General features: G+C 24.2%; 9 protein-coding genes. 5 read left to right on the forward strand and 4 right to left on the reverse strand.

Features of this window, described 5'->3' with window-relative positions; all coding sequences use genetic code 11:
- Window positions 1–40: 40 nt before the first annotated feature.
- From truA to HMPREF0216_RS13395, 3 genes are all read left to right on the forward strand, one after another.
- Window positions 41–790, forward strand: a complete 750-nt coding sequence (gene truA / locus HMPREF0216_RS13385) for a tRNA pseudouridine(38-40) synthase TruA (protein WP_040419985.1) — start codon at window positions 41–43, stop codon at window positions 788–790.
- Between the two features lie 168 nt (window positions 791–958).
- On the forward strand, window positions 959–1,738 hold the full coding sequence (locus tag HMPREF0216_RS13390; protein WP_005215243.1) for a PHP-associated domain-containing protein: 780 nt from the start codon (window positions 959–961) through the stop codon (window positions 1,736–1,738).
- A gap of 240 nt (window positions 1,739–1,978) precedes the next feature.
- Window positions 1,979–2,863: a tetratricopeptide repeat protein gene (locus HMPREF0216_RS13395; RefSeq protein WP_040419982.1), complete on the forward strand. Its 885-nt coding sequence runs from the start codon at window positions 1,979–1,981 to the stop codon at window positions 2,861–2,863.
- 112 nt (window positions 2,864–2,975) lie between these two features.
- Here the strand turns inward: HMPREF0216_RS13395 and HMPREF0216_RS13400 are convergent, their stop codons facing one another.
- On the reverse strand, window positions 2,976–3,293 hold the full coding sequence (locus HMPREF0216_RS13400) for a DUF1540 domain-containing protein (protein WP_005215248.1): 318 nt from the start codon (window positions 3,291–3,293) through the stop codon (window positions 2,976–2,978).
- A 27-nt stretch (window positions 3,294–3,320) separates the two neighbouring features.
- Window positions 3,321–3,863, reverse strand: a complete 543-nt coding sequence (locus HMPREF0216_RS13405) for an NADH peroxidase (protein ID WP_005215250.1) — start codon at window positions 3,861–3,863, stop codon at window positions 3,321–3,323.
- Between the two features lie 153 nt (window positions 3,864–4,016).
- Here HMPREF0216_RS13405 and HMPREF0216_RS13410 point away from each other — a divergent pair, with 153 nt between their 5' ends.
- The gene (locus HMPREF0216_RS13410) at window positions 4,017–4,661 is read left to right on the forward strand and encodes a pentapeptide repeat-containing protein (RefSeq protein WP_040419983.1); all 645 of its coding nucleotides are present in this window, start codon (window positions 4,017–4,019) and stop codon (window positions 4,659–4,661) included.
- 128 nt (window positions 4,662–4,789) lie between these two features.
- Here the strand turns inward: HMPREF0216_RS13410 and ytaF are convergent, their stop codons facing one another.
- Window positions 4,790–5,413, reverse strand: a complete 624-nt coding sequence (ytaF, locus tag HMPREF0216_RS13415; RefSeq protein WP_005215254.1) for a sporulation membrane protein YtaF — start codon at window positions 5,411–5,413, stop codon at window positions 4,790–4,792.
- Window positions 5,414–5,640: 227 nt separating this feature from the next.
- On the opposite strand from ytaF, the gene HMPREF0216_RS13420 reads away from it, so the two are divergent.
- Window positions 5,641–6,552, forward strand: coding sequence for a DUF4349 domain-containing protein (locus tag HMPREF0216_RS13420; RefSeq protein WP_005215256.1), 912 nt, complete (start codon window positions 5,641–5,643; stop codon window positions 6,550–6,552).
- 33 nt (window positions 6,553–6,585) lie between these two features.
- On the opposite strand, the gene HMPREF0216_RS13425 is transcribed toward HMPREF0216_RS13420, so the two are convergent.
- A complete protein-coding gene (locus HMPREF0216_RS13425; protein WP_005215258.1) occupies window positions 6,586–6,810 on the reverse strand; it encodes a helix-turn-helix domain-containing protein in 225 nt (74 codons plus the stop codon).
- Window positions 6,811–6,846 lie beyond the last annotated feature (36 nt).

The following is a 6,846-nucleotide window of genomic DNA, read 5'->3' on the forward strand; positions in this document are numbered from 1 at the left end:
TTGTGTCCAAAATATTGACATAAGACCAGAGAGATTAAAAATGAGAAATATAAGAATGACAATACAGTATGATGGTTCAAGATACAAAGGATGGCAAAAACAAAATATAAAAGGTCAGAGTGTTTCAACTATTCAAGGTAAAATAGAAAATGTATTATCTAAAATGACTGGAGAAGAAATTCAAGTTATAGGATGTGGCAGAACTGATACTGGAGTTCATGCTGATAAATATACTGCAAACTTTAAAACAAATTCTAACAAAACACTTTCTGATATGTCTAAATACTTAAATGAATTTTTACCTGACGATATAGTTGTAACATCTTTAAGGGAAGCTAGTGATAGATTTCACTCAAGGCTAAATGTAATATCTAAAACTTATGTATATACAATCGATAATAATAAATTTGCAAATGTATTTTTAAAAAAATATGCTTATCATGTTGAAGGAAAGTTAGATATTGAAAAAATGAAAGAAGCAAGCAAACTTTTAATAGGTACACATGACTTCAGAAGTTTTTCAGGAGTAAAAGCAAAACATAATAAATCAACTATAAGGACTATTAATTATATTAATATTTATGAAGATAATAATATAATTAAAATAGAATATAATGGAAATGGTTTCTTATTAAATATGGTTAGAATTTTAAGTGGAACTTTAATTAAGGTTGCTAAAGGTGAAATAGATATAATAGATATTAAAAACTTATTAGAAGCAAAATCTAGAAGTGATATTGCAGAGAAAGCACCTGCAAAAGGTCTTTGTATGAAAGAAGTTCATTATTAATATAGGTATATAATTGGGAAGTTATTATAAAAAATAATTCTACATAACTTCCTTTAAAATATTTTTTATAAATAACATAAATCCATATACTTTAATATACTAATAATATAGGTTAGTTTTAATTATACTTATATATTTATAATATTGAGTAAGGATGGGGATAACAATATGAACATAGACTTTCATGTTCATGGTTTATTAAGTAAAAGAAAAGATTTTAATAAAGAATTCTTCATGAATGAAATATACTTTTGTAAAAATAATGGAATAGATGCAATAGTTCTTTCTGAACACTTTAACGCTAAAGATTTTGTAGTAATTTATGATTTCTTAGAAAAAAATTATACTTATGAAGGTGATAGATATATAGTAGATAATATTTCTATTTTTCCAGCAATGGAGGTAAGTGTAAAAAACAAAGGTCATGTAATTATTTGTGGAGATAGAGAAAGTATTATAAGTATTTATAATCAATTAGAACAATTTAGAACTAAAGAAAATTTTATTGAATTTGAGGAGTTATTAGATATTGCTGATATATATGATTGTTTAAAAATAGGGGCACATCCTTGTAGGAGAGGGCATAAATTATGTAATCAGCCTGAAGTATTGCTAAAAAGATTAGATGCTCTAGATTTTAATGGAAAAGATATCTTTAAAAAAGGTGAAAGTGTAGCTAGAGATGAAATAATAAATTTATCAACAAAATTAGGGTTAAATGTTATAACTGGTAGCGATAGTCATACTCCTATTCAATTAGGAGGTATATATACTAAATTAAATAAAGACTGCTCTACAATTAATGATTTAAAAGGTTGTATAAAACGTAATGAATATATAATTGAAATAAATTCATCTTTAAACTTTAAAATCTTTTCATCTAAAATATTAAAAAGATATTTGATTAAAACCTCTACTTACGATAAGAACACTAATTTTAGATTATAATATTAAATATACTTATAGAATAAATTATAACATTAAAAATAGATTGTAAAAATTAAAAGTACTAAAAGGCTTTAAATTTTTATAATCTATTTTTTCTTGAAATAAATAAGTTTTATTATATTTAAATTATTGATATAGATATACCTTTAAAATATAATATATTTTGAAATAAAAATATTATATTTTCTATAAAATGGTTAAAATAAATAAATATAAAATTAAGATAAGGAAGAGTTAATTATGTGTTACATGGAAGAAAATATAGAAGAAATATTTAATGAAATTTTAGAATGCGACTTAAATGAAGCTTTTAAATATTGTAATGATGGCTTTAAAAAAACTGGAAATCCAGAGTATTTAATATATACAGCTCATAGTTATTTACTTCAAGGAAATTTTGAAGATGCAATTGCTGCCATAGATTTAGCATTTGAACTTGGTTGTGATTACTATGTTTATGGCTATAATGTAAAAGGAGAGGCTTTACTTGAATTAGGGCTTTATGTAGAAAGTAGAAGAACTCTAGAAAAAGTAATAAAAATAGAACCTGAACAATATCATACTAATTTATTACTTTTAGAATTAGATATAAGAGAAGGGTTATACGAAGATGCAATAAATAGATGTAAAGAATACATAAATACATATGGATATGAAAGCTCACAAATTGGTGAACTTAATTCTGCTATTGCTTGGACATATTTAATTGATTTAAATAATCCAGAAGAAGCTAAAAAGTATTTTAAAGATGCAATAAAATGCAATCCTACATATTCAAGAGCATATACAGGACTTGGAATCTATGAAAGTTATAAAAGAAATTATAATAAAGCTATAGAATATTTCACTTATGCTCTTGAATTAGATCCAAATGATGGTGAAAATTATTTTGGTCTTGCAGTTTGTAATAAAGAGCTAAAAAATTATGATGTTATAGAAACATATTTAATGCAAGCTAATGCATTAGATCCTGAAAATAATATGATTTTAGAGGAATTTGCTTTTGAACTCATAAGACAAGAGAGAAATGAGGAAGCAATTCAATATTTAGAAGAATGTTTAGATTATAATATTGATAATAATGATATAAGTAATTTGATTAATGAGCTAAAAAATATTAATTAACTAGAATAAAAAATGGCAAATAATTAAGAATACTATATTTTTATATTATATTGCCATTTTTATGTTATATTGCTATTTCAAATTAAATATTTTATTATCTTAAATATACTTTTTACTTAGATTCAAAGCTTTCACAATTAGTTTCTGTATAGATATTAGCATTGCAACCACTAACATTTATTGAAGATAAACTGCATAGTGAATTTTCATTATGTGTACAATTACTTACTTTACAAACTAAACAATCACATGAACCAGATGAATTTGTATTATTAGTTAAATCACTATATAATTTTTTATCTAAAAACGAACCACAACAAGTATTACAACTACTATCTGATGTCATTCCACCCATATCAACACGATTTGAAAAACAAACTCCACATTTATTATGTGAACAATTATTTACATCACAATTTATTTTTGGCATTTAAAAGTCCCCTTTCTTTAAATATATTTAGTTAAAATATCTATCTAATAACCCTTTAAAGGCTCTTCCATGTCTTGCTTCATCTTTACACATTTCATGAACAGTATCATGAATGGCATCTAAATTATTTTGTTTAGCTAAAGTAGCAAGCTTCTTTTTACCATCACAAGCACCAAATTCAGCTTCAACTCTAGCACTTAAATTTGCTTTGGTACTAGGCATTACAACTTCACCTAATATTTCCGCAAATTTTGATGCATGATCAGCTTCTTCATAGGCAATTCTCTTATATGCTTCTGCTACCTCGGGATATCCTTCACGGTCAGCTTGCCTAGACATAGCAATATACATTCCAACTTCTGTACATTCACCCATAAAGTTAGCTCTTAAGCCTTCTATTATTTCAGGATCTATTCCTTCACATATTCCGATTCGATGTTCATCAGCCCACTTTAATTCTCCTGCCATTTCTTCGAATTTACTAGCTGGAGCCTTACATATAGGGCATATTTCTGGTGGAGTATCTCCTTCATGAACATACCCACATACTGTACAAATAAACTTTTTCATTAAATATAAACCTCCTTTTACACATTTAACATACTCTAAAGTAACATTTATATTATTTCCCTATAATAATTAAATATGTATAAATAATCTATTGACTTTTTTTAGAAAAATATATAACATATGAAAGATACGTATAAAGAAAGAGGGATAAGAATGTCAAAGGATAAAGGAACAAGCGAAAATTTTCACTATAATAATATAGAAAAAAAAGATAAAAACTTCATGTATAAAAACTTCAAAAGAAGTAATTGTTACAATTGTAACTTTATGAATTCGAAATTTGATTTTGCAAGCTTTAGGGGTGCTCATTTTAAAACTTGTAGCTTTATTAAAGGAAGTTTTGAAGGTACAGAATTTATCGGAACAAATCTAAAAAATAGTAAATTTAAAAATGCTAAATTTAAAAATGCTATTTTTGAAGGTGCTAATTTAGATGGTGCAGATTTTAAAGATGCAACATTTGAAAATACTATATTTTTAGGTTGCAAACTTGAGAAAACCTTAAATTTCAAAAAAGATATAAATGGAATAAGAATTTTTGAAGATATGCCAAAATTAGAATTAAGCGAAGAACTAAGTAAGGCTTTATGCAGTTTAATTGAAAATAAATATGTTAAAACTTCAAGAATTTTTGATACTAAAGATGGTGGAATTAATACTCTAACTATAATGATTCTTTTAGAAAACTTTACTGAAGAGGAATTAGTTAAAGGTTTTGAAATAATAAAGGATCAAATAGATAGGGATTTCTATACTATAAGTTACATAATAAAACTTATATCAAAAAATATTTCATAATTTATATATGATTTACTTATTATAAAAATAAAACTGACAAATTAAATTTATAAATTACTAACATTAAAATATTTATTTGTCAGTTTTACTTTATTTACAACTTAAATTCTTCACTATTAAAATAATATTTAAATCAATTGAAATACTCCCATTAAAATAATAATAATAGCTGATAAAACGGGAGAGTATTTACCAAATATTTTTGATAAAACACTATTTCCTAATTTTAATCCAATAACTAATATTAAAATACTAAATAAAAAAGTAAATATTGTAGTAATTGTAACACTAAGCCCAGACATACTGGCACTAAGTCCTAGAGCAAAGTTATTTATACTAAGAGCTAGTGCTAAAGTTATAGCTTCTTTAATTTCTATATTACCAGATCCATTAGTATCTGCAGTCTTATCATTAATGATTATTTCATCATAACAAAGAGATTCTATTAATTCTTTAGAACTATTTTCTTTTTTTATTTTGATTTTTTCTCTTATAGTACAATCAAACAACATCCAAATTCCAATACATATAAGTAATATACTGCCGATATATTTAGTAATTATAGCCGGAATCAATTCACTAACTACTGCTCCTAAAATCATAGATATAAAAGTACCAAATGTAACTATTAAGGCTATTATAAAATTAATTAACAAACCTATTCTTATTTTTTTTATTCCATAAGCAATTCCAATTATTAAACTGTCTAAACTTGCTGAAAATGCCAATAAAATAGATGGAATTATATTCATTTGTAGCTCCTTATATAATGCTTATAATACATAGTATATTCAAAGCCAAAAAGTTAGTTACTTAGACAAAATATTAATATTACTCTTAAATTTTTATCTAATGTATGAATGTAATTACATTTTTTTGTATATACAAAACTAATTAATTTTATTATTTTTTGCTTTTGGAACAAATATCAATAAGTCTTAGTCTAATAAGTAAATTATGGTAAAACAAGGAGGCTATTATGAGAAAGATTTTACTTATTATTTGTATACTAGCTTTAACAACTCTAGTTGGATGTGCTAGTAAAAGTGAAAATACTAGTAGTGAAACTGCTAAAATAGAAGATATTAATAGTGGTTTTAGCCAATCACAATCAGTGGATATTGACGATTTTCAAAGTTATGAAATTAATACTGAAAATAGTAGCACGAAAAATATAATAATTGAAAATACTAGAAAGATAATAAAAAAAGCTGATATTACTTTAGAAACAGACAATTTTGATGAGGTTATTAGTAAAGTAGAGGAGTATATTAAGAAATTTAATGGTTATATTGAATCATCTAATATATATCAAGATGGTATAAATAGTAATAACTGTAAAAATAATAGAACAGCTGAATTTGTTATTAGAGTTCCAAATGATAATTTTGAACCAATATTATCTGATTATGGAAAATTAGGTGTTGTAACAAACAAAAGACTTTATGGTGAAGATGTAAGTAGTGATTACTTTGATAAAGAAGCAAGATTAGATGTTTTAGAATCTCAAGAAAAGCGCTATTTAGAAATTTTAGAAAAAGCAAACAATATTAATGATATTATAGAGGTTGAAAAAGCATTAACAGAAGTTCGATATGAAATAGAATATTTAACTGGATATCTAAAAAAAATGGACGATTTAATAAACCTTTCAACTGTAAATCTCTATATTTATGAAGTAAATAAAATTAGTGATATTATCAATGAACCTAAAACATTAAATGATGAAATTATTAATACATTTAACACTTCTATTAAAAATTTAAAAGAATTTATGGTAAACATAGTTTTATTTTTTGTTGCAGCAATTCCATTTTTAATAATAGCAGCAATAATTACTATAATTTTAATTTTAATTATTAAAATAATTAAGAAAAATAAAAAAAATTAAATAATAAGCAATAAAAATAAAGTGTTTACTTAGTTAAGTGAACACTTTATTTTTATTGCTTCTAAATTCTTTTGGCGTTAAGTTATATTTATTTTTAAAAAGCTTATTAAAATATGAAAGATTATCAAATCCAACCTCTAAAGAAATATCCATAATAGGCTTAGATGTTGAATTTAGAAGTAAAGAAGCTTTTTCTAAGCGATAATTATTAATATATTGAATACAAGTCATTCCTATATGTTTCTTAAAAAATCTCATAAAATGGTCTTATGTCAATATTTTGGACACAAAAAG

Origin of the sequence: Clostridium celatum DSM 1785 (assembly GCF_000320405.1) — a bacterium.
GTDB classification, from domain to species: domain Bacteria; phylum Bacillota; class Clostridia; order Clostridiales; family Clostridiaceae; genus Clostridium; species Clostridium celatum.

Excerpts from the sequence above, each read along its gene's own strand:
- HMPREF0216_RS13400 (WP_005215248.1), bottom strand. The coding sequence starts at position 3,293 with ATGCCAAAAATAAATTGTGATGTAAATAATTGTTCACATAATAAATGT.
- ytaF (WP_005215254.1), bottom strand. The coding sequence starts at position 5,413 with ATGAATATAATTCCATCTATTTTATTGGCATTTTCAGCAAGTTTAGAC.
- HMPREF0216_RS13420 (WP_005215256.1), top strand. The coding sequence starts at position 5,641 with ATGAGAAAGATTTTACTTATTATTTGTATACTAGCTTTAACAACTCTA.
- truA (WP_040419985.1), top strand. The coding sequence starts at position 41 with ATGAGAAATATAAGAATGACAATACAGTATGATGGTTCAAGATACAAA.
- HMPREF0216_RS13390 (WP_005215243.1), top strand. The coding sequence starts at position 959 with ATGAACATAGACTTTCATGTTCATGGTTTATTAAGTAAAAGAAAAGAT.
- HMPREF0216_RS13410 (WP_040419983.1), top strand. The coding sequence starts at position 4,017 with ATGTCAAAGGATAAAGGAACAAGCGAAAATTTTCACTATAATAATATA.
- HMPREF0216_RS13405 (WP_005215250.1), bottom strand. The coding sequence starts at position 3,863 with ATGAAAAAGTTTATTTGTACAGTATGTGGGTATGTTCATGAAGGAGAT.
- HMPREF0216_RS13395 (WP_040419982.1), top strand. The coding sequence starts at position 1,979 with ATGTGTTACATGGAAGAAAATATAGAAGAAATATTTAATGAAATTTTA.
- HMPREF0216_RS13425 (WP_005215258.1), bottom strand. The coding sequence starts at position 6,810 with ATGAGATTTTTTAAGAAACATATAGGAATGACTTGTATTCAATATATT.